Annotated in this window: 16 protein-coding genes; 8 read left to right on the plus strand and 8 right to left on the minus strand. The window is 53.0% G+C overall.

All coding sequences use genetic code 11. The features are described from left to right. Positions 1 to 358: 358 nt before the first annotated feature. The 4 genes from mutH (at position 359) to OGX97_RS19480 (ending at position 3,353) form a co-directional block, all read left to right on the plus strand. A complete protein-coding gene (gene mutH / locus OGX97_RS19465) occupies positions 359 to 1,054 on the plus strand; it encodes a DNA mismatch repair endonuclease MutH (protein WP_003033965.1) in 696 nt (231 codons plus the stop codon). Positions 1,055 to 1,129: 75 nt separating this feature from the next. Beyond that, on the plus strand, positions 1,130 to 1,843 hold the full coding sequence (locus OGX97_RS19470; RefSeq protein ID WP_003033961.1) for a TerC family protein: 714 nt from the start codon (positions 1,130 to 1,132) through the stop codon (positions 1,841 to 1,843). A gap of 144 nt (positions 1,844 to 1,987) precedes the next feature. Further along, the gene (ygdR, locus tag OGX97_RS19475) at positions 1,988 to 2,206 is read left to right on the plus strand and encodes a lipoprotein YgdR (protein ID WP_000758660.1); all 219 of its coding nucleotides are present in this window, start codon (positions 1,988 to 1,990) and stop codon (positions 2,204 to 2,206) included. Between the two features lie 106 nt (positions 2,207 to 2,312). Further along, a complete protein-coding gene (locus OGX97_RS19480; RefSeq protein ID WP_032944858.1) occupies positions 2,313 to 3,353 on the plus strand; it encodes an NADP(H)-dependent aldo-keto reductase in 1,041 nt (346 codons plus the stop codon). A gap of 415 nt (positions 3,354 to 3,768) precedes the next feature. Here OGX97_RS19480 and lplT read toward each other — a convergent pair whose 3' ends face one another. After that, positions 3,769 to 4,962 (minus strand): lysophospholipid transporter LplT, encoded by a 1,194-nt coding sequence (lplT, locus tag OGX97_RS19485; RefSeq protein WP_008785713.1) that lies wholly within the window; start codon positions 4,960 to 4,962, stop codon positions 3,769 to 3,771. Further along, positions 4,955 to 7,114 carry a bifunctional acyl-ACP--phospholipid O-acyltransferase/long-chain-fatty-acid--ACP ligase gene (gene aas, locus OGX97_RS19490; protein ID WP_235126877.1) on the minus strand — a complete coding sequence of 720 codons (2,160 nt, stop codon included), beginning with the start codon at positions 7,112 to 7,114 and terminating at the stop codon, positions 4,955 to 4,957. Before aas ends, lplT begins: the two co-directional genes overlap by 8 nt. 597 nt (positions 7,115 to 7,711) lie before the next feature. Here aas and galR point away from each other — a divergent pair. Together galR and OGX97_RS19500 are read left to right on the plus strand one after the other, a co-directional pair. Then, positions 7,712 to 8,740 (plus strand): HTH-type transcriptional regulator GalR, encoded by a 1,029-nt coding sequence (gene galR, locus OGX97_RS19495; protein WP_191215430.1) that lies wholly within the window; start codon positions 7,712 to 7,714, stop codon positions 8,738 to 8,740. Positions 8,741 to 8,753: 13 nt separating this feature from the next. After that, complete coding sequence (locus OGX97_RS19500) at positions 8,754 to 9,764, plus strand: LacI family DNA-binding transcriptional regulator (protein ID WP_235126876.1); 1,011 nt, start codon at positions 8,754 to 8,756, stop codon at positions 9,762 to 9,764. Between the two features lie 78 nt (positions 9,765 to 9,842). Here OGX97_RS19500 and lysA read toward each other — a convergent pair whose 3' ends face one another. Then, positions 9,843 to 11,099 (minus strand): diaminopimelate decarboxylase, encoded by a 1,257-nt coding sequence (lysA, locus tag OGX97_RS19505; protein WP_235126875.1) that lies wholly within the window; start codon positions 11,097 to 11,099, stop codon positions 9,843 to 9,845. A 118-nt stretch (positions 11,100 to 11,217) separates the two neighbouring features. Between lysA and OGX97_RS19510 the strand changes: the two genes are divergently transcribed. Beyond that, the gene (locus OGX97_RS19510) at positions 11,218 to 12,153 is read left to right on the plus strand and encodes a LysR family transcriptional regulator (protein ID WP_008785717.1); all 936 of its coding nucleotides are present in this window, start codon (positions 11,218 to 11,220) and stop codon (positions 12,151 to 12,153) included. Here the strand turns inward: OGX97_RS19510 and OGX97_RS19515 are convergent. Then, entirely contained in the window at positions 12,125 to 12,832 is a 708-nt protein-coding gene (locus tag OGX97_RS19515; protein WP_235127582.1) for an aspartate/glutamate racemase, read from the minus strand. The genes OGX97_RS19510 and OGX97_RS19515 overlap by 29 nt on opposite strands. A 141-nt stretch (positions 12,833 to 12,973) precedes the next feature. On the opposite strand from OGX97_RS19515, the gene OGX97_RS19520 reads away from it, so the two are divergent. Then, the gene (locus tag OGX97_RS19520; protein ID WP_003825583.1) at positions 12,974 to 13,300 is read left to right on the plus strand and encodes a cupin domain-containing protein; all 327 of its coding nucleotides are present in this window, start codon (positions 12,974 to 12,976) and stop codon (positions 13,298 to 13,300) included. Between the two features lie 106 nt (positions 13,301 to 13,406). Here OGX97_RS19520 and araE read toward each other — a convergent pair whose 3' ends face one another. The 4 genes from araE to OGX97_RS19540 all read right to left on the minus strand — a co-directional run bounded on the left by araE (position 13,407) and on the right by OGX97_RS19540 (position 18,643). Continuing rightward, positions 13,407 to 14,825 (minus strand): arabinose-proton symporter AraE, encoded by a 1,419-nt coding sequence (gene araE / locus OGX97_RS19525; protein WP_003033926.1) that lies wholly within the window; start codon positions 14,823 to 14,825, stop codon positions 13,407 to 13,409. Between the two features lie 315 nt (positions 14,826 to 15,140). Then, positions 15,141 to 15,902 carry a 2-dehydro-3-deoxy-D-gluconate 5-dehydrogenase KduD gene (gene kduD, locus OGX97_RS19530; protein WP_003033923.1) on the minus strand — a complete coding sequence of 254 codons (762 nt, stop codon included), beginning with the start codon at positions 15,900 to 15,902 and terminating at the stop codon, positions 15,141 to 15,143. A gap of 57 nt (positions 15,903 to 15,959) precedes the next feature. After that, entirely contained in the window at positions 15,960 to 16,796 is an 837-nt protein-coding gene (kduI, locus tag OGX97_RS19535) for a 5-dehydro-4-deoxy-D-glucuronate isomerase (protein WP_008785720.1), read from the minus strand. A gap of 668 nt (positions 16,797 to 17,464) precedes the next feature. Continuing rightward, on the minus strand, positions 17,465 to 18,643 hold the full coding sequence (locus OGX97_RS19540; RefSeq protein WP_032944867.1) for an acetyl-CoA C-acetyltransferase: 1,179 nt from the start codon (positions 18,641 to 18,643) through the stop codon (positions 17,465 to 17,467). Between the last annotated feature and the right edge of the window lie 6 nt (positions 18,644 to 18,649).

Here is an 18,649-nt window from a genome sequence, read left to right on the forward strand (position 1 = left end):
ATACGATCTTAACGCTGATGAAAGATCGACCAGCGTTGGTTTTATCCACAGATTATGCCAATAAGTTAGGCACAATTTGTGTGAAAATTCGATTTTCGTCGCACGTCAAGGCTGTAAATTGAAACAGTAGTGGGGGTTTTTCACAGTTATCCCATCTTTCTGTGGATAACATGGTGTAAGATCCTGTTCATTGTCAGTGACCAGAATTGGAAAACCCGCTTCGCTGTTGCGCAACTCTGCGAACGTGAATCTAAAAACCAATATAAATCATAGAATTGAATAAAGCATGTGGAAAAAGATAAACTCTGTCCACACGGTATAAAATCATTGCTCATTTTTTCACCTAAGGGTTAACCCGATGCCAGAACTCCGTCCGTTGCTTTCTCCCCCTGAATCTGAAGCACAGTTGCTGAGCCAGGCACGGCAGCTTTCGGGCTACGCGTTAGGAGAATTAGCGGCAATGGCGGGAATCGTTACGCCGAAGGATCTTAAGCGCGATAAAGGCTGGATTGGCGTCCTGCTGGAAATCTGGCTCGGTGCCAGCGCGGGCAGTAAACCAGAGCAGGATTTTGCGGCGCTGGGCGTGGAGCTGAAAACGATCCCTGTGGACAGTCTTGGCAGACCGCTGGAAACCACCTTTGTGTGTGTGGCGCCGTTAACCGGCAATACCGGCGTCACCTGGGAAACCAGCCATGTACGGCACAAACTCAAACGTGTTCTGTGGATCCCGGTAGAAGGCGAACGCAGCATCCCTCTGGCTGAGCGCCGCGTCGGCTCTCCCCTGCTGTGGAGCCCGAATGAAGAAGAAGACCGGCAATTGCGTCTGGACTGGGAAGAGTTAATGGACATGATTGTGTTAGGACATGTCGAACGCATCACCGCTCGCCATGGGGAAGTACTGCAACTGCGTCCTAAAGCCGCCAACGCCCGCGCGCTTACCGAGGCCATTGGCGCCAACGGCGAACCCATCCTGACCCTGCCACGCGGCTTTTACCTGAAAAAGAACTTCACCCGCGCATTGCTTGAGCGACATTTCTTGTTCCAGGCGCAATAGGCACCGTCCGGCCTTTCACCTGCCGCGTTACGGGCCTATAATTACCGCTTCTTTTTTTTGGCAGGACTTTGTTCGATGTTATTTGCATGGATAACCGATCCTAACGCCTGGCTTGCGCTCGGTACGCTGACGCTGCTGGAGATCGTTCTTGGGATCGACAATATTATTTTCCTTTCTCTGGTTGTAGCCAAACTCCCGACAGCGCAACGCAATCATGCCCGACGTATTGGGCTGGCGGCGGCGATGATCATGCGTCTGGCACTGCTGGCTTCTATCGCCTGGGTAACGCGGCTGACAAACCCGTTATTCGAGCTGTTTGGCGAGGCGATATCAGCACGCGACCTGATCCTTCTGCTGGGGGGATTGTTCCTGATCTGGAAAGCCAGTAAAGAGATCCACGAATCCATTGAAGGTGAGGAAGAGGGGTTAAAAACCCGCGTATCTTCTTTCCTGGGCGCGATTGTACAGATCATGTTGTTAGACATTATCTTCAGTCTGGATTCCGTGATTACTGCGGTTGGTTTGTCCGATCATCTGTTTATCATGATGGCGGCGGTGGTGATTGCCGTAGGCGTGATGATGTTTGCTGCTCGCCCGATTGGTGAGTTTGTCGATCGCCACCCTTCGGTGAAAATGCTGGCGCTCTCGTTTCTGATTCTGGTCGGTTTTACGCTGATTCTGGAAAGTTTCGACGTCCACGTTCCGAAAGGATATATCTATTTCGCCATGTTCTTCTCTATCGCGGTAGAGACCCTGAACCTGTGGCGTAATAAAAAAAATCCGCTCTGATGAAATCCATCGCTCCCCGCAAGGGGAGCGAATGCCAGCCACACCTACCCCTTCTCACAGTTTAAGATTTTACTGCTTTCACCCTGCACAACTTCGCGTTATTACTAAACTATTGTCAGACGCAGGCCATGTGAGGATAAGCAGATGAAAAAATGGGCAGTTTTGATTTCCGCCGTAGGACTGGCTTTTGCCGTTTCCGGATGCAGCAGCGATTATGTTATGGCGACAAAAGATGGTCGAATGATCCTGACCGATGGAAAACCAGAAATTGACGATGATACTGGTCTGGTGAGCTATCACGACCAGCAGGGCAATGCGATGCAGATTAACCGTGATGATGTGTCTCAAATCATTGAACGCTGATGGTTGAGGTCAGCAGCGCGCTGGCCTTAACAATTTTACTTCCCTTTTTCTCTTCCCTCAGCCATTTTTATAATCCTTATGTCGTGATTATAAAAAGGAAACGGCTATGCAATATCACCGTATACCCCACAGCTCGCTGGAAGTCAGTACACTGGGGCTGGGCACAATGACGTTTGGTGAACAAAACAGCGAAGCCGACGCACATGCACAGCTCGATTATGCCGTAGCACAGGGCATTAATTTGATCGACGTTGCCGAGATGTATCCGGTACCGCCGCGTCCTGAAACCCAGGGTCTCACCGAAACCTACGTAGGTAACTGGCTCGCCAAACACGGCAGCCGCGAAAAGCTGCTCGTTGCGTCTAAGGTCAGCGGACCATCACGTAACAACGACAGCGGCATTCGACCGAATCAGGCGCTGGATCGTAAAAATATCCGTGAAGCGCTGCACGACAGCCTGAAAAGACTGAAAACCGATTATCTGGATCTGTATCAGGTTCACTGGCCACAGCGCCCGACCAACTGTTTTGGTAAGTTAGGTTACAGCTGGACAGACTCCGCGCCGGTCGTTTCCCTTCTCGATACGCTGGACGCACTGGCCGAGTTTCAGCGCGCCGGGAAAATTCGCTACATCGGCGTTTCTAATGAAACCGCGTTTGGCGTGATGCGCTATCTACACCTGGCGGACAAACACGATCTGCCACGCATCGCCACCATCCAGAACCCCTACAGCCTGCTGAACCGCAGCTTTGAGGTTGGACTGGCTGAAGTGAGCCAGTATGAAGGCGTTGAGCTGCTGGCTTACTCTTGCCTGGGCTTCGGTACGTTAACCGGGAAATACCTGAACGGCGCGAAACCTGCCGGTGCACGCAATACGTTGTTTAGTCGTTTCACGCGCTACAGCGGCGAGCAGACGCAGAAAGCCGTTGCGGCCTATGTAGATATCGCGAAACGCCATAATCTGGATCCTGCGCAAATGGCGCTGGCATTCGTGCGTCGTCAGCCGTTTGTCGCCAGCACTTTGCTGGGCGCCACGACGATGGAGCAGCTAAAAACCAACGTTGAAAGTCTGCATCTGGAGTTGAGCGAAGAAGTACTGGCGGAGATTGAAGCGGTGCATCAGGTGTATACCTATCCTGCACCGTAACAGTTAGCGCCTGATGGCGCTACGCTTATCAGGCCTACAAAGTGAGCATCCTGTAGGCCGTATACGGTAACGCCGCCATCCGGCACATTCATAGCATACTTATCTCGCACCGTGACGATTAGCGCCTGATGGCGCTACGCTTATCAGGCCTACAAAGTGAGCATCCTGTAGGCCGGATAAGGCAACGCCGCCATCCGGCACATTCATAGCATGCTCATCTCGAACCGTGACGATTAGCGCCTGATGGCGCTGCGCTTATCAGGCCTACAAAGTGAGCATCCTGTAGGCCGGATAAGGCAACGCCGCCATCCGGCACATTCATAGCATGCTCATCTCGAACCGTGACGATTAGCGCCTGATGGCGCTACGCTTATCAGGCCTACAAAGTGAGCATCCGGCAACAGCATACAACAGACTAATGGCGGCGCTGCCAAATCCACAGTGCCGCAATCGCCAGAGCAAACAGCGCACCAAATCCAATACCAATCGCAACAGCCGGGATCCCCACCAGCACCGCCAGTGAGTAAATACCGAGCATCAACAGCATCGCGCTGTTTTCGCCCAGGTTTTGCACCGCTATCGCATTACCCGCGCCGACGCTTTTCTTACCCCGTTCCTGCAGCAACGCATTCAGCGGTACCACAAAGAAGCCACCCGACACGCCGATAAGCATCAGCAATGCGTAAGCCGGAAGCAGCGAATGTTGAAGAGAGAAAATCAGCACCACGACGCCAATCAGGATCCCCGCAGGCATACAGCGCGACACGGTTTCCAGCGTTACGAGCTTCGCTGCCGCACCCGCACCGACCACAATCCCGATCGCTACCATGGCATTGAGGTAGGTCGGCGTGGCGTTATCGGTGATGCCGAGCGCCACCGGGACCCACAGCACCAGCAGAAAACGCAGCGTAACGCCCGCGCCCCAAAAAAGGCTGGTTCCGACCAGCGAGAAACGCGTCTCGCCATTACGCCACAACGATGAAGCCGCACAGAAGAAACTGCGCGTCATTTTCCCCAGATGCCAGGACTGGCCAGGACGAGCCGCGGCCAGTTTCGGGATATACAGGTTAGCCACCACCGCGCCAGCATAGGCCAGGGCACAGGCAGAAAGCGCGGCAATCACGTGCCAGTCGGCCAGAACGCCGCCGGCGACAGAACCGAGCAAAATCGCGGCAATGGTGGAGGCTTCCATCAGGCCGTTAGCCTTCACCAGTTTGTCGCCGGTAGTCAGTTCACCGAGAATGCCGTACTTGGCCGGTGAATATGCCGCCGCGCCGATCCCCACCAGCGTATACCCAAGAAACGGATTAATACCGAAACAAATACTCGCCGCGCCCAGCAGTTTCAGAGCGTTCGCGAACATCATCACTCTGCCTTTGGCAAAGCTATCCGCCACCTGTCCCACAAAGGGAGCAAACAGAATGTAAGCGCCCACAAACACCATTTGCAGGATTGGCTGACTCCAGTCCGGATAGAATTGTTCTTTCAGCAACGCCAGCGTAGCAAACAGCAACGCATTATCGCCAAACGCCGACAGAAACTGCGCGGCGATAACGGACATCATCCCTTTGGACCAGATTGAAGTGTTAGTGTGCACTGACTCACTCATGTTGTTTTTCCGGCTCATCGACCCAGCTTTTCAGCGTAACAAAATCCGGCTTACCACTGCCGAGTAAGGGGAGTTGCTTCAGATGGCGAATATCACGTGGTATGGCGAGTTCAGGTACACCGTGCGCCCGCGCATACTGCTGTAGTTTTTCACGCGTGAGTTCGCTATCGGTAGTGAACAGCACCAGCGCCTCACCTTTGCTGGCATCACTCTTGATCGCCGTGGCGTGCATTTTGTCTGCAGATACCGCCAACGCAAGTTGCTCAACCATTTCCAGCGAAACCATCTCTCCGGCAATTTTAGCGAAACGCTTAGCGCGCCCCTGAATCTGTACAAAGCCGTTTTCATCAAAGCGCACGATGTCTCCGGTGTCATACCAGCCGCGCTCAATCTCACCTTGCGCATTCTCTGCTGTCGGCACTTCCAGCACGCCAGGTTTTTCGACGCGCAAATAGCCGCTCATAATATTAGGACCTTTCAGCTGTAAACGCCCACCGTCCTCAATTCCCGGAACGGCCAACAGTCGAGCATCCATACCAGGCAAGATGCGCCCTACCGTTCCCGATTTTGCCGCCATTGGTACGTTAATCGACACAACCGGCGCACATTCCGTCACGCCATAGCCTTCAAGAACGCGCAGGCCAAATTTCTCCTGCCACAGCTGCTTTGTGCTGTCCTGAAGTTTTTCCGCTCCCGCCACCACATAGCGCAGGCGGTGGAAATCGTACGGATGCGCAAAACGCGCGTAGTTGCCGAGGAACGTTGAAGTACCAAACAACACGGTGCAGTTCCGATCGTATACCAGCTCTGGCACAATGCGGTAATGCAGCGGGCTGGGATAAAGAAACACTTCTGCGCCAGTCAGTAGCGGCGTGAATAATCCCACCGTCAGGCCAAAGGAGTGGAACAGCGGCAGCGCCGACATAAAACGGTCATCGGCGGTGAAATCGGCAATCGTTTTGATCTGCTCAACGTTCGCCAGAATGCTTTTATGACTGTGAACCACACCTTTCGGATGGCCTTCTGAACCAGAAGTAAAGAGGATCACCGCAGCGTCTTCCGGCTGCTGCTTCACCTGCGCCAGATGCGGTGCCAGCAGATGTGAGAAAATCCACAGCTTATCGCTAAAGGTCACATCAGCTTTTAAGTCTTCCAGATAAACCCAACGCACCTGGGTGAGCTGTTCCGGTAAATGCCAGAGTTTGCCTTTATCGAGAAACTGTCGGGATGTGAAGATCGTTTTAATTTCAGACGCAGTAATGGCGCTGGTTAATCCTTTCACGCCCGCGGTGTAGTTCATCATGGCCGGAATGCGTCGGCGCGCAATGGCGCCAAAAATGACCGCTGCGCTGATCCCAGCGTTTGGCAGCATCAGGCCGATTTTTTCACCTTCGACGCTGTATTTTTCCAGAATACGGGCCACAAAGAGCGTCTTTGTCAGCAGCTTGCGGTAGCTGTCCGGGGTAAAGTTAACATCTTCAATGCAGTTTTTGCCTGCGCCAAAACGGTATTTCGCCGCCAGCAGCGACTCGTATAGCGTTTCACGCGGACGAACCGCCATGCGTGCTTCCATCATAATTTGATGCAGCATCTCTCCGGCAATTTTGCGGCGATCGCGAGCACGCGGAGCTTCCGGCATCGGCAGTTGTGTGGGCGGTAGGATGTGTAAGCGGATGCGCGGGAAGAATCGCTGTTTAACCAAACCTTTCAGGCGGCTAAAGCGGGAAAGCTCCGCGCCTTCAATGCGCACAGGAACCACCGTCGCCCCCGACTTAGCGGCAACAAACCCCGCGCCGTCATAAATTTTCATTAACGAGCCGGAGGTCGAAATACGTCCTTCCGGGAAAATAACCACCGGACGGCCCTGTTCGACCAGACGAACCAGATGTTTAATCGACATCGGTTTGGTTGGATCTAACGGTACGAAATCAATCAGCGGGGTTAGCCAGCGCATATACCATTGCTGGCTGATCGAGGTGTAAACAGCGAAGACGGGACGAATCGGTAAAAAGAGCGCCAACAGGATGCCGTCTATAAATGAGACATGGTTGGGAGTGATTAGAACGCGTTCTCCCTGTAGCGCGCCGACATCGCCCGTGACGCGAACGCGGAAAAGCACGCGAAACAGATTACGAAAAAAGCCAAATAGCATCTCAACTCCCTGTGCCATTAATTATATAAACATCAATGGTGGGAGAGTATACGAGTTGGGGAATTGGCGCGACAGGTAACTGGTAAATACAATCCGAAAAAAAACCTGCGCATCCGCGCAGGTTGGTGCAAGAGACAGGTACGAAGTGCGTACCGAATAATCTCACCAATCAATACCTCTGGGATCTTGATTGTGGTCGTCAGCAGCCAGATACGCCAGTGCGAAAACGCAAAGGAATGAACCCAAATGCAACGAGTTGTGTAAATTATCGGTTACTGTTACAGATAGGCTGAAGGTAAAAAAAAACCTGCGCATCTGCGCAGGCTGGTGTAATTCTAGTGATCAACCCGAAAGTTGATTTCACCTATCAATACCTCTGGGATCTCAACTCTAGCAATCTGCTCAGTTCCCTCACCAGCGAACAATCGCAACAGCACATCGCAAAGTGTAAGCAAAAATTAGCATTTTCTATTTTCTGTCTTACTTCGCTCGTGTGCGCTCACATTTGCGACGTTCTGACGGGCAATCTGCTTGAACAGCCAGCCATTTTCCGTAACACTGACGGAATGTAAGCGTTTACCCACAACAGGTACTATCATGGCGACCATAAAGGATGTAGCCCGACTAGCTGGTGTATCAGTCGCCACCGTTTCTCGAGTGATTAATGATTCCCCTAAAGCCAGCGAAGCATCGCGCCTGGCCGTAACGAGTGCAATGGAATCACTCAGCTACCACCCCAACGCCAATGCGCGTGCGCTGGCACAACAATCCACTGAAACCATCGGTCTGGTGGTAGGTGATGTGTCCGATCCATTTTTTGGGGCAATGGTTAAAGCTGTCGAGCAGGTGGCGTATAACACCGGTAATTTTTTACTGATTGGTAACGGCTACCATAACGAACAGAAGGAACGACTGGCGATTGAACAGCTCATTCGCCACCGCTGCGCAGCCCTTGTTGTCCACGCAAAAATTATCCCGGATGCTGAGCTGGCATCGCTCATGAAGCAAATCCCCGGCATGGTATTGATTAACCGAATTCTGCCGGGATTCGAACAACGTTGCGTTGCCCTTGATGACCGTTTCGGCGCCTGGCTCGCGACCCGACACCTCATTCAGCAGGGCCATACGCGCATTGGCTATCTGTGCTCCAATCACACGATTTCAGATGCTGAAGATCGTCTGCAAGGCTATTACGACGCGCTGGCAGAGAGCAATATTCCTGTCAGCGATCGACTGGTAACGTTTGGTGAACCGGATGAAAGCGGCGGTGAGCAGGCCATGACCGAGTTACTTGGCCGTGGCAAAAACTTCACTGCGGTAGCCTGCTACAACGACTCAATGGCGGCTGGTGCCATGGGCGTATTGAATGATAACGGCATTGATGTGCCGGGAGAAATCTCGCTGATTGGTTTTGATGATGTGCTGGTTTCCCGCTACGTGCGCCCGCGTCTGACCACGGTGCGCTACCCGATCGTGACGATGGCAACCCAGGCTGCCGAACTGGCGCTCGCGCTGGCGGAGAAGCGTCCCGTGCCTGAAATTACCCACGTTTTTAACCCAACTCTGGTGCGTCGCCATTCCGTTTCGACGCTGACAGAGCCGGGGAATTCATCGTCAAACGATTAACCAGGATAGCGTTATGACTACGATGTTGGACGTTTCACGACACGCAGGCGTCTCAAAAGCGACCGTTTCGCGCGTACTGAATGGCACGGGTCAGGTAAAAGAGAGCACGCGCCAGAAAGTGTTTAAGGCCATGCAGGCACTTGATTATCGGCCTAATTTTTTAGCGCGCTCTTTGGCAAACCGCACCAGCAACAGCATTGGTCTGGTAGTTTCCACATTTGATGGATTCTACTTTGGCCGCCTGCTGCAACAGGCTTCACGCCAGACGGAATCTCACGGCAAGCAGTTGATCGTCACCGACGGACACGACACACCAGAGCGTGAGCAGGAAGCCGTGCAAATGCTGGCGGACAGGCAGTGCGACGCCATTATTCTCTATACCCGCTATATGAGTGAAAAGGCGATTATGTCGTTGATGAACAGCATTGCTATGCCCTTGCTGGTCATCAACCGTGATGTCAGCCAGGCCCGCGATCGCGCAATTTTCTTTGAACAGGAAGACGCGGCCTATCAGGCGGTCAATTATCTGATCTCGCAGGGACATAGCGATATTGCTTGTATCACTGTGCCAGGCCATACGCCTACCGGTAAATCCCGCCTGATGGGGTATCGTAAGGCGCTGGAAAAAAACGGTATTCCCTGGGATCCCAATAAGGTCAAATACGGCGACTCCACGATGACGCGAGGCTATGAGGCCTGCCGTGAACTGCTGGAGGAAGGGGTGAGATTCAGCGCCCTGTTCGCCTGTAACGATGACATGGCATTAGGCGCATCAAAAGCGTTACATCAGGCCGGGCTGAGGATCCCAACGGACGTCTCACTGTTTGGTTTTGATGATGCGCCCAGCGCCAAATGGCTGGAGCCGGGGCTGTCTACCGTTTATCTGCCGATTGATACCATGATAACCACGGCAATCGACCAGGCTATCCGGCTGGCCAACGGCGAGAGCGTCGAGCCAATCCCACCGTTTACCGGCAAACTGGTACTACGTGACTCAGTAACGCTCGGGCCATACTTTAAGTAATCAAATGCCGGATGGCGGCGCAGTTAATCTCGTAGGCCGAATAAGCGTAGCGCCATCCGGCATTTCACAACGCTGTAATCAGATTAATTCCAGCGCTAACAGCTCATCAATGGTCTGGCGACGGCGAATTAGCCGCGCCACACCGTTATCGAACAAAACCTCCGGCAGCAGCGGACGGCTATTGTAGTTTGACGACATTGACGCGCCGTACGCCCCAGTATCATGCAGCACCAGATAATCGCCCGGCACCACCGCAGGCAACAGACGGGTTTCCACATTTCCGCCCTCCTGCTGGGTAAACACGTCGCCAGATTCACACAGCGGCCCGGCTACCACGGTTTCCCGTTGCGGGGTGTGTTCCAGAGAACGACCATCCCCTGCCAGCGCGGAGATATGGTGATAGCTACCGTACATGGCCGGGCGCATTAGATCGTTGAAGCCCGCATCGATCAGCACAAAGTGGCGGCTACCCATCTCTTTTACACTACGCACCTGCGCCACTAACACGCCAGCTTCCGCGACCAGAAAACGCCCCGGCTCTATCTCAAGCGCGATCGGGTGACCCAGGTGTTTAGCAATCTGTTCACGCGCAGCGTTCCACAATCCAAAGTAGTGATCGGTATCGATCGCCTCTTCGCCTTCGTGATACGGGATTGATAAACCGCCACCTGCGGAGATCGCCTCCAGATCCTGGCCAAATTCAACCACCTGGCGCACCATCGCACCGCACACCTGCTCCAGATGCGCATAGTCCACGCCGGAGCCGATATGCATATGAATCCCCACCAGCTTCAGCTTATAGCGCTGAATCACCTCCAGCGCCGCGGGAAGATCGCTATACCAGATCCCGTGCTTGCTGTTTTCGCCGCCGGTATTGGTTTTCTGACTGTGCCCATGCCCAAAGCCAGGGTTTACGCGTAGCCACACGCGATGGCCCGGCGAGACCTGGCCCAGTTGTTCCAACATATCCACCGACCCGGCATTTACCGGAATGCTCAATTCATGCACCCGCGCGAGCGTCGCTTCATCAATCATATCGGCGGTAAAGACGATTTCATCTTTCCCCGGTACGAAGCCTGCCGCCAGCGCACGTTCAATTTCGCCAAGCGAGACGGAATCAACCTTCACGCCCTGCTCGCGCATCAGGCGCAAAATATGAATATTCGAACATGCCTTCTGGGCGAAACGCACCACGTCAAACTGACTCAATTTGGCAATCTGCCCGCGGATAATCTGCGCATCATAGACCCACACCGGGCAGCCGAATTCGGCAGGCAGGCGTAGCAGGTTGTCGGCGGTCAGGTCAGTGTCAGTACTATTGAGTGGGCGTGGCATGGTGTGCTCCGGTATTGGCTTTTTTATGATTACGCCACAGCCCGAAAAGAATAAAAAATATCGTTTTATCGTGAGTCTATGCAAAAATGATATGGATTGATTCATTCGAGGATTGCCCATGCCCGCCGTTAACCTGCGACACATCGAAATTTTTCACGCCATCATGACGGCAGGCAATCTGACAGAAGCCGCGCGCATGCTACATACCTCGCAGCCCACCGTCAGCCGGGAACTGGCCCGATTCGAGAAAGTGCTGGGATTAACGCTGTTTGAACGTACGCGTGGCCGACTGCACCCAACCGTGCAAGGGTTACGTCTGTTTGAAGAGGTGCAACGTTCGTGGTATGGCCTGGACAGAATTGTGAGCGCCGCCGAAAGTCTGCGCGAGTTTCGCCAGGGCGAATTGTCGATTGTTTGCCTGCCGGTATTCTCACAGTCTTTTTTACCGCCGCTGCTGCAGCCATTCCTCGCACGCTATCCACAGGTCAATATTCAGATAGTGCCGCAGGAGTCACCGCTGCTGGAAGAGTGGCTGTCGGCGCAGCGCCACGATCTGGGGTTAACGGAAACGCTGCATACGCCTGCCGGAACGAAACGCACCGAATTGCTGGCGCTGGATGAAGTGTGCGTGCTGCCGCAGGGCCATCCGCTGACTAAGAAAGCGGTGTTAACGCCGCAGGATTTTCAGGGAGAAAACTACATCAGCCTGTCGCGCACCGACAGCTACCGTCAGCTACTGGATACCCTGTTTAATGAGCACCAGGTGAAGCGCCGCATGGTGATTGAAACCCATAGCGCCGCTTCAATTTGTGCAATGGTGCGGGCGGGCGTTGGGATCTCGGTGGTGAACCCACTGACCGCGCTGGATTACGCCAGCAGCGGAGTCGTTATCCGCCGCTTCAGTATTTCGGTACCCTTTACAGTCAGCCTGATTCACCCGCTTCATCGCCCCGCCTCGGCGCTGGTTGATGCTTTTACGGCGCATCTGCAAGCCCATCTACCGAGGCTTATTGACCCGCTGGAGGCTATTTTGCATCCGCAGCCGAAAGCATAAACGCCACCGCATCTTGCGCATGGATTGCCGCAGTGTCGAAAACCGGTAGTGGGCTTAGCTCGGTGGGAACCAGCAGACCAATCTCGGTACAGCCAAAGATCACCCCTTGCGCCCCCTGTTTCGCCAGTTGGTCGATGACGCCCAGGTAATAATCGCGGGAAGCCTCGCTGAATTCCCCGAGACACAGCTCATCGAAAATAATCTGGTTTATTTTCTGACGATCAGCAGCTTCAGGGATCAACGTGCTAATGCCGAATTCAGTCTGTAAACGCCCGCGGTAAAAATCCTGCTCCATGGTGTAACGCGTACCCAGTAGCGCCACGTTGTTCATCTGCTGCTTTTGTATCGCCCGCCCCGTCGCGTCAGCAATATGCAGAAACGGCACATCACAGGCGCTTTCAATCGCCTCAGCAACTTTGTGCATGGTGTTGGTACACAGCACAATTCCTTGCGCCCCGGCTTGCTGTAGCCCTGTGGCGGCCTGCGCGAGGATCTCACCGGCTCGCTGCCAGTCACCGCTTGACTGACAGGCTTCAATCTCGTGAAAATCCACGCTGTGCAACAGAATCTGCGCAGAATGCAGACCACCCAGACGCTGTTTTATGCCTTCATTAATGAGTCGATAATAAGGAATGGTAGATTCCCAGCTCATACCGCCTAACAGACCGATCGTTTTCATCATTTCCCCTGACTCGTTGTTGTCTCTCCAGTGAACCAAAGATGTGATCAACTTTCCACATCTGTTGGCGTGCATTTCTTTTTTTAATTTTCTGATATAGCTTTAATGAAACACTGTTTTAATTAATTACAGGAAGGCCGGATGTTTATTTTTCATAAAGAGACCACGCTTGACGATCTGGGCAATGGCGTTACCCGGCGCATTCTTGCTCACGGCGGTAACATGATGGCGGTTGAGGTGAACTTCGAGCAAGGCGCAATCGGCCCGATGCACAATCATCCGCACGAGCAGCTGACTTACGTGTTGTCCGGTGAGTTTGAATTTACCATCGGCGAAGAGAAACATATCGTTAGGGCGGGCGATACCCTGTATAAACAGCCCAACATTATGCATGGCTGCGTCTGCTTAAAACCGGGAACGCTGTTGGATACCTTTACCCCAATTCGCGAAGATTTTCTGCACGGGTAAGGTGCTAAATAAAAAAACCGGGTCGCGTTGACGCTTTCCCGGCCTATAAGAGACTCCACTCGCAGGCCGGATAAGGCTGAACCGCTATCCGGCATGCTTGTCTGACTTACACCCCAATATCTCTTAACTTCTCGCCTGCCATCAGCTTACGTTCGATATGCTCCAGCGTGACGTTTTTGGTTTCTGGAATCAGCCAGAACGTGATGCCAATAAACACGACGTTCAGCGCAGTATAGAGCCAGAACGTACCGGCGGCACCAATGCTGTCGAGCAGCGTCAGGAACGTTGCGCCAATGATCATGTTCGACACCCAGTTGGTGGTGGTGGAGCAGGTAATACCAAAATCACGGCATTTCAGTGGCTGAATTTCCGAACACAGGATCCACACCACCGGCGCGGCGCTCATCGCATAGCCTGCAATACACATCATCGTCATGCCAACTGACAGCCAGGATAGCCCACTGGAAGCCGTGCCGTTATCAAACTGCATCAGACAATAACCAAGCACCAGCGTCCCGATAGCCATTACGCTGAAACCAATTTTCAGCGCCGGTTTACGTCCTGCTTTGTCGACCGTGAAGACGGCAATAAAGGTGGCGAACATAAACGTTAAGCCAACTACCAGCGTGGCAATCATCTGCTGCTCTGTGGTGGTAAAACCCGCCATTTTAAAAATGCGCGGCGCGTAATACATGATGATGTTCATCCCGGTGAACTGCTGCATCGCCTGCAGTAACATTCCGAGGAAAACCGCACGACGCACGTTACGGTTAATTTTAAACAGCGCCCAACCCCCCTGCTTCAGCTTCAGGCTTTCACGGATTTCGTTCAGCTCATCGCGGGCTTTTTCTGACGTATCGCGCAACATGCGCAGTACTTCTTCAGCTTCGATGTGGCGACCTTTCTCCGCCAGCCAGCGCGGGCTGTTGGGCAAGAAAACAACCAGAATAATCAGCAATACAGCCGGAAGCGCCAGCACGCCCAGCATAGCGCGCCAGTTACCGCTGTAGCTGAACGCGGTGTCGGACAAAAAGGCCAGAACGATGCCCAGCGTCACCATCAGCTGATACATACTGATCATCTTGCCACGCACATTTTCGCTGGCCATTTCAGAGAGATAGAGTGGTGCGGTGTAAGACGCGATCCCCACCGCTACGCCCAGCACCACGCGAGCAAAAATGAGCATTTCTACGCTGGAGGCAAACGCCGAGCCCAGAGATCCGACGACGAAAAGGATCGCGCCCGCCATCAGGCTGTATTTGCGCCCCAGGCGGAATGACAACCAACCGTTAAACAGCGCACCAATTGCCGCACCCAGCATCATGCTGCTTACCACCCACTCCTGCAGGCGGCTGGTCAACACAAAGTGATCGGTGATAAAAGGCAACGCGCCAGCAATCACGCCAATATCCAGGCCGAATAACAACCCTGCGACGGCCGCAGAGATAGAAACAAACATATTCATACGTCGTGTATCGCGCACTGGGCGCGGCGCTAAAGCAGCATCATTATTTATTGAGACCATTTTTTCCTGCCAGATACAGAGTAACCATGCCATTGAAAGTAAGGGATCCCTTGCAGGAAGCGTCAGGCGGGAAACGGCAAAAACATGGATTAAATAGCTACACCACATGGTTATGTGATGGATATTCCAATTTTAAAATTTACCGACAATCACTCAATTAAATTTAATTCGTTGATATTAAAGAATATTAAAAACAATAAATTTATACGTATGAAATTTAATATGGAATAATTTATAACCACAATATGGATTTTAATGATCCGAATATAAAAAAACCCTGCCAGAGGGCAGGGTTTAACGGTTCTGGAAAGCGAATTAACGTGCCAGCCAGCCGCCATCTACTGCAACGGTATAGCCGTTGATATAGTCAGATGCGCTGGACGCCAGGAACACGACAGGCCCCATCAGGTCGCTCGGTAAACCCCAACGCCCCGCCGGGATACGATCGAGGATCTCTGCGCTACGCTGCTCATCAGCACGCAGCTGTTGGGTGTTATTCGTCGCCATGTAACCTGGTGCAATCGCGTTGACGTTGATGTTATGTTTTGCCCACTCGTTCGCCATCAGACGGGTAACACCCATTACGCCGCTTTTAGACGCGGTGTAAGACGGCACGCGGATCCCGCCCTGGAAGGAAAGCATAGAGGCGATATTGATAATTTTGCCGCCGTTACCCTGAGCGATAAAGTGCTTCGCCGCGGCCTGAGACATAAAGAACACGCTCTTAATATTCAGGTTCATCACGTCATCCCAGTCTTTTTCGCTGAAGTCGATCGCATCGTCACGACGGATAAGACCCGCGTTGTTGACCAGAATATCAATATGGCCGAATTCTGCCACTGCGCGCTCCAGCAGCGCCGGAATACCATCGATTTGACGCAGATCGGCGGTCAGGCTTAAAAAACGGCGGCCCAGTGCGGTCACGCGTTCGATGGTTTCTGTCGGTTCAACAATATTGATACCGACGATATCGCAGCCCGCTTCAGCCAGGCCCAGCGCCATACCCTGACCCAAACCTGTGTCACAACCGGTCACAACGGCGACTTTACCTTCAAGAGAGAATGCATTCAAAATCATTGTAAATCCTTAATTTTTTATAATGCCCGCCGCAGCAGGCACGGCTGTCGCCCGCAACTAGCGCAGATCTTTTACTGCAACATGGTCCATATCATCAAAGACCTGGTTTTCGCCGACCATGCCCCAAATGAACGTATAAGCTTTTGTGCCGACACCGGAGTGAATAGACCAGCTTGGAGAAATCACCGCCTGCTCGTTGTGCATCACAATATGACGCGTTTCCTGAGGCTGACCCATCATGTGGAAGACGCAGGTATCTTCTTCCATATTGAAGTAGAAATAGACTTCCATACGACGTTCATGGGTATGACACGGCATGGTGTTCCACAGGTTACCCGGTGCCAGTTCAGTCAGCCCCATGCTCAACTGGCAGGTTTCCAGAACATCCGGCACAAAGTATTTGTTGATGGTACGACGGTTACTGGTGAGGTTATCGCCCAGCGTCACTGGCGCAACGTCTGCAGGCGTGACTTTCTTAGTTGGGTAAGTCGTGTGTGCCGGCGCGCAGTTGTAGTAAAACTTCGCCGGTTTCGCCGTATCAATACTGGCGAATACCACTTCTTTTGCCCCTTTTCCGACGTACAGCGCGTCGCGATGACCAATTTCATAGCACTGGCCGTCAACGGTAATCGTGCCCGGGCCGCCGATATTGATCACACCCAGCTCACGACGTTCGAGGAAATAGGTTACGCCCAGCTGTTTGCCGACTTCGCCACCCACAGAGACGGTTTTGGCCACTGGCATAATGCCGCCAACAATGATGCGGTCGATGTGACTGTAGACCATGGTGTATTCATCTGCGACAAACACTTCTTCGACCAAAAACTCATTACGCAGCCCCTGAGTGTCCAGGGTTTTCGCATGCGCACTATGGATACTTTGTCTTACGTCCACATTTACCTCCAGTGATAAATTGACCGTGAATGCTTAAACGAATAGCAAAACGCTGTTCCGTTTTATCTTATGCGCTCATGATATCCCTCCCTGAATGTGTTTTCAATTATAACTAAAACGATGTTTCACTTTTTCCGCATCTTATTATCAAAAGTGTAAGTGCGATCACGCTAGCGCGTATAAATCGCAAAATTTGTTTCAATAAAACCATTTAAAACAATTAGATAGATAAAAACGCAAAAAAGTAGATCATTAGTGGCAGGGGTAAGATATTGAAAATACAGCCAGGCTCATACGTCATTCACACACCTTTTCTAACAAAGTGCGCTATCAATCACATGAAATGAAACAACGTTTTGATATGTTGGCAGGGTTTAGAGTGTATGTTTCTGTAACTGGCCTTGCCCTCCTGCTGGAGGGCTTTTTTATAGAGGAAGAGATAACACGGCAGAAAACTGTTCGAGAAGAAAAATATATACCCTAAATAATTCGAGTTGCAGGACAAAACTTCCCGGCCGTTTTGAACAGCGCTTGCGCTGGCCCCGAAGGGGTGAGGCCGTAAGGCCGAATCACGCGGCGACGCAGCGAATTCCCCGGAGCGTACATAAGTACGTGACTGGGGTGAGCGAGTAAAGCCAACGCACATGCAGCTTGAAGTATGACGGGGATTAGTCTCGTTCGATAGCGAGCGCCACCCCCTGACCACCACCGATACACAGCGTTGCCAGGCCCTTGTGCGCCCGACGTTTCACCATTTCATGTACCAGCGAAACCAGAATACGACAGCCAGATGCGCCAATCGGATGGCCGAGCGCAATGGCCCCGCCGTTCACATTCACCCGCCGTTCATCCCACTCCAGCATTTTCCCAACGGATAATGCCTGCGCGGCGAAGGCTTCATTAGCTTCGATAAGATCAACATCAGCCAGTTGCCAGCCCACACGCTCAAGGCAGCGGCGTGTTGCATACACTGGCGCAATCCCCATGAGCGCAGGGTCGACTCCGACGCTGGCAAAGGCGCGAATACGGGCCAACACAGGTAAGTTAAGTTCCTGCGCCTTGGCCTCGCTCATCATCATCACCGCAGCGGCACCGTCGTTGATGGATGACGCGTTACCCGCCGTTACCGAACCGAGTCTGTCAAAGGTAGGATCCAGACGCGCCAGCCCCTCGGCGCTGGCATCGGTACGCGGTTGTTCGTCGGTGTCCACCACGAACGATTGCCCATTACGCTGTGTTACCACCGGCACGATTTCATCTTTAAAGCGTCCGGCATCAATTGCCATCCGCGCTTTGTGCTGCGAGTGCAGCGCGTAGGCATCCTGCAATTCGCGGCTGATTCCGTATTCTCGCGCCAGGTTTTCCGCGGTAACGCCCATGTGATAATCGTTGAAGGCATCCCACAGACCGTCATGTACCAGGCTGTCGACCAGTTGGCTGTTCCCCAGCTGTGCGCCAGTGCGGCTATCGGTAAGGACATGCGGTGCACGGCTCATATTCTCTTGCCCGCCCGCAATCACAATGTCGGCTTCGCCACACTGGATAGCCTGGGTCGCCAGATGCAGCGCTTTCAGACCCGAGCCACAGACATCGTTAATGGTGATGGCGGAAACGGTATTGGGTAGCCCACCATTGATGGCAGACTGACGCGCAGGGTTCTGCCCGGCACCTGCGGTAAGCACCTGTCCGAGGATCACTTCATCCACAGCGTGAACGTCCACGCCCGTGCGTTCCAGTAACGCCTTGACCACCATGCTGCCTAACTCAACGGCAGAGTGGCGCGCCAGCGTCCCCTGGAAGCAGCCAATCGGTGTCCTTAATGCCCCGACGATCACAACCTCTTTCATCACTAC

Source organism: Citrobacter sp. Cpo061, from assembly GCF_030332845.1.
Classification (GTDB): Bacteria; Pseudomonadota; Gammaproteobacteria; order Enterobacterales; family Enterobacteriaceae; genus Citrobacter; species Citrobacter portucalensis.

What these genes read in the sequence shown, in the direction of transcription:
- mutH (WP_003033965.1), top strand. Translation starts at nt 359, where the DNA reads ATGCCAGAACTCCGTCCGTTGCTTTCTCCCCCTGAATCTGAAGCACAG.
- OGX97_RS19470 (WP_003033961.1), top strand. Translation starts at nt 1,130, where the DNA reads ATGTTATTTGCATGGATAACCGATCCTAACGCCTGGCTTGCGCTCGGT.
- ygdR (WP_000758660.1), top strand. Translation starts at nt 1,988, where the DNA reads ATGAAAAAATGGGCAGTTTTGATTTCCGCCGTAGGACTGGCTTTTGCC.
- OGX97_RS19480 (WP_032944858.1), top strand. Translation starts at nt 2,313, where the DNA reads ATGCAATATCACCGTATACCCCACAGCTCGCTGGAAGTCAGTACACTG.
- lplT (WP_008785713.1), bottom strand. Translation starts at nt 4,962, where the DNA reads ATGAGTGAGTCAGTGCACACTAACACTTCAATCTGGTCCAAAGGGATG.
- aas (WP_235126877.1), bottom strand. Translation starts at nt 7,114, where the DNA reads ATGCTATTTGGCTTTTTTCGTAATCTGTTTCGCGTGCTTTTCCGCGTT.
- galR (WP_191215430.1), top strand. Translation starts at nt 7,712, where the DNA reads ATGGCGACCATAAAGGATGTAGCCCGACTAGCTGGTGTATCAGTCGCC.
- OGX97_RS19500 (WP_235126876.1), top strand. Translation starts at nt 8,754, where the DNA reads ATGACTACGATGTTGGACGTTTCACGACACGCAGGCGTCTCAAAAGCG.
- lysA (WP_235126875.1), bottom strand. Translation starts at nt 11,099, where the DNA reads ATGCCACGCCCACTCAATAGTACTGACACTGACCTGACCGCCGACAAC.
- OGX97_RS19510 (WP_008785717.1), top strand. Translation starts at nt 11,218, where the DNA reads ATGCCCGCCGTTAACCTGCGACACATCGAAATTTTTCACGCCATCATG.
- OGX97_RS19515 (WP_235127582.1), bottom strand. Translation starts at nt 12,832, where the DNA reads ATGAAAACGATCGGTCTGTTAGGCGGTATGAGCTGGGAATCTACCATT.
- OGX97_RS19520 (WP_003825583.1), top strand. Translation starts at nt 12,974, where the DNA reads ATGTTTATTTTTCATAAAGAGACCACGCTTGACGATCTGGGCAATGGC.
- araE (WP_003033926.1), bottom strand. Translation starts at nt 14,825, where the DNA reads ATGGTCTCAATAAATAATGATGCTGCTTTAGCGCCGCGCCCAGTGCGC.
- kduD (WP_003033923.1), bottom strand. Translation starts at nt 15,902, where the DNA reads ATGATTTTGAATGCATTCTCTCTTGAAGGTAAAGTCGCCGTTGTGACC.
- OGX97_RS19540 (WP_032944867.1), bottom strand. Translation starts at nt 18,643, where the DNA reads ATGAAAGAGGTTGTGATCGTCGGGGCATTAAGGACACCGATTGGCTGC.